The organism is Cytophaga aurantiaca DSM 3654 (assembly GCF_000379725.1).
Taxonomy (GTDB): Bacteria; Bacteroidota; Bacteroidia; order Cytophagales; family Cytophagaceae; genus Cytophaga; species Cytophaga aurantiaca.
The window spans coordinates 1-3,135 of record NZ_KB903658.1; the positions used below are offsets into that span (position 1 = coordinate 1).

Annotated in this window: 2 rRNA genes; both read right to left on the reverse strand. The window is 48.6% G+C overall.

Annotated features, from left to right (window positions below):
• Positions 1 to 21: 21 nt before the first annotated feature.
• Positions 22 to 133, reverse strand: a 5S ribosomal RNA gene (rrf, locus tag A3EE_RS0114370).
• A 95-nt stretch (positions 134 to 228) separates the two neighbouring features.
• Positions 229 to 3,125 (reverse strand): 23S ribosomal RNA (locus A3EE_RS0114375).
• Positions 3,126 to 3,135 lie beyond the last annotated feature (10 nt).

A 3,135-nucleotide genomic window follows, 5' to 3' on the forward strand; every position in this document is an offset into this window, starting at 1 on the left:
AGTGAAGGGGTTTTAATAATAAGTTGGCGGCGACCTACTCTCCCACATTTGACTGCAGTACCATTGGCGCTGTTGGGCTTAACTTCTCTGTTCGAAATGGGAAGAGGTGAACACCAACGCTATAACCACCATTAAGGATGTTGTCTGTAACTGTCAAGTTCCGTTGGAACTCCGCTGCAAACGATAATAGTTTGACCTAATGATTAGTGGTATATCAAAGTACTCTTGCAAAGAAAATTATCGGGTTATTAGTACTGCTCAGCTATGCCATTTCTGACTTTACACTTGCAGCCTATCAACGTCATAGTCTCTGACGTCCCTGTATGGAAATCTCATCTTGTGGTGAGTTTCGCGCTTAGATGCTTTCAGCGCTTATCTCGTCCCAACGTGGCTACTCTGCACTGCACCTGGCGGCACAACAGATACACCAGAGGTTGGTCCAATTCGGTCCTCTCGTACTAAAATCAGGTCCACTCAAATTTCCTGCGCCCATCACAGATAGGGACCGAACTGTCTCACGACGTTCTGAACCCAGCTCGCGTGCCACTTTAATCGGCGAACAGCCGAACCCTTGGGACCTTCTCCAGCCCCAGGATGTGACGAGCCGACATCGAGGTGCCAAACCTCCCCGTCGATGTGAGCTCTTGGGGGAGATCAGCCTGTTATCCCCGGCGTACCTTTTATCCTTTGAGCGATGGCCCTTCCATGCGGAACCACCGGATCACTATGCTCTACTTTCGTACCTGATCGACTTGTTTGTCTCACAGTCAAGCTCCCTTATGCCATTGCACTCTACGTACGGTTACCAAGCGTACTGAGGGAACCTTTAGAAGCCTCCGATACTTTTTTGGAGGCGACCACCCCAGTCAAACTACCCACCATGCACTGTTTCCCTATTCAGGGGTTAGACTCCAAGTAAATAAAGGGTGGTATTTCAACGTTGGCTCCACGAATACTAGCGTACCCGCTTCAAAGCCTCCCACCTATCCTACACATCATTTACCCAAAATCAATGCAAAGCTATAGTAAAGGTGCACGGGGTCTTTCCGTCCCGTGACGGGTAAGCGGCATCTTCACCGCTACTACAATTTCACCGAGCTCACGGCTGAGACAGTTCTCAGATCGTTACACCATTCGTGCAGGTCGGAACTTACCCGACAAGGAATTTCGCTACCTTAGGACCGTTATAGTTACGGCCGCCGTTTACCGGGGCTTCGATTCAGACCTTCGCTTACGCTAAGCCCCCCTCTTAACCTTCCGGCACCGGGCAGGTGTCAGGCCCTATACTTTATCTTTCGATTTCGCAGAGCCATGTGTTTTTGTTAAACAGTCGCCTGAGACTTTTCACTGCGGCTTCTCTATCGCTAGAGGAAGCACCCCTTCTCCCGAAGTTACAGGGTTAATTTGCCGAGTTCCTTAGCCGTGAATCACTCGCGCACCTCAGGATTCTCTCCTTGACTACCTGTGTCGGTTTGCGGTACGGGTCGTGTATACCTGAAGCATAGAAGATTTTCTTGGAAGTCTGTTTACAGTCACTATCAACGCGGCCGAAGCTTTGTTGTACTATCACCTTCGACATTCGGAGCGGATTTGCCTACCCCAAATATATCTACTGGTTTTAACCTGGTATTCCGTCACCAGGCGAACTTTTCACTACTCCGTCTCTCCATAGCAGTATACACAAGTACTGGAATATTAACCAGTTGTCCATCGACTACTCCGCCACTACAACGGATTCGCCTTAGGTCCCGACTAACCCTGATCCGACGAACGTTGATCAGGAAACCTTAGTCTATCGGTGTAAGGGATTCTCACCCTTATTATCGTTACTTATTCCTACATTTGCTTTTCTAAGCCCTCCAGCAAAACTCGCGTTTCGCCTTCGCCGGCCTTAGAATGCTCCCCTACCACTTGTATCTCTTGATACAAATCTAAAGCTTCGGTAATACCCTTGATGCCCGTTTATTATCGATGCTCTGCCGCTCGACCAGTGAGCTGTTACGCACTCTTTAAATGAATTGCTGCTTCCGAGCAAACATCCTGGCTGTCTCTGCAACTGAACCTCCTTTGTTCAACTTAGGATATATTTTGGGACCTTAGCTGTTAGTCTGGGTTCTTTCCCTCTCGGACTTGGACCTTAGCACCCAAGCCCTCACTGCCGGGCATATTTAGCGGCATTCGGAGTTCATCAGGATTTGGTAGGATTTGACTCCCCCTAGTCCTATTGGTAGCTCTACCTCCGCTAAACTTTATCCCGACGCTGTACCAAAATACATTTCGGGGAGTACGAGCTATTTCCCAGTTTGATTAGCCTTTCACCCCTACCCACAGCTCATCCGAAAACTTTTCAACGTTTACCAGTTCGGACCTCCATTGCATGTTACTGCAACTTCATCCTGGCCATGGGTAGATCACAAGGTTTCGCGTCTACCCCCACTGACTGCACGCCCTATTCAGACTCGCTTTCGCTCCGGCTACGAACCTATAAGTTCTTAACCTTGCCAGTGAGGAGTAACTCGTAGGATCATTATGCAAAAGGCACGCCGTCACCCCACTTAAGGGCTCCGACCGCTTGTAAGCGCATGGTTTCAGGTTCTATTTCACCCCCTTATTCAGGGTACTTTTCACCTTTCCCTCACGGTACTGGTTCACTATCGGTCTCTCAGGAGTATTTAGCCTTACCAGATGGTGCTGGCAGATTCAAACGGGATTTCTCCGGTCCCGCCCTACTCAGGATACCACTCACATTATAATCTTACCTGTACAGGGCTCTCACCTTTTATCGCCTGCCTTCCCAGACAGTTCCAGTTCAATTATTTCTGCTAGATCGTGGTCCTACAACCCCAATATTGCCGTAACAACATTGGTTTGGGCTCTTCCCTGTTCGCTCGCCACTACTTAGGGAATCATTAGTTATTTTCTCTTCCTCCAGTTACTTAGATGTTTCAGTTCACCGGGTTCGCCACCATTGCTGGTCAATATACCTTCAGTATACTAGGTTGCCCCATTCAGACATCTACGGATCAAATCTCCTCAGCAGATCCCCGTAGCTTTTCGCAGCTTGGCACGTCTTTCTTCGCCTCTGAGAGCCTAGGCATTCCCCATACGCCCTTATTTATTTTCTTTATTATAATT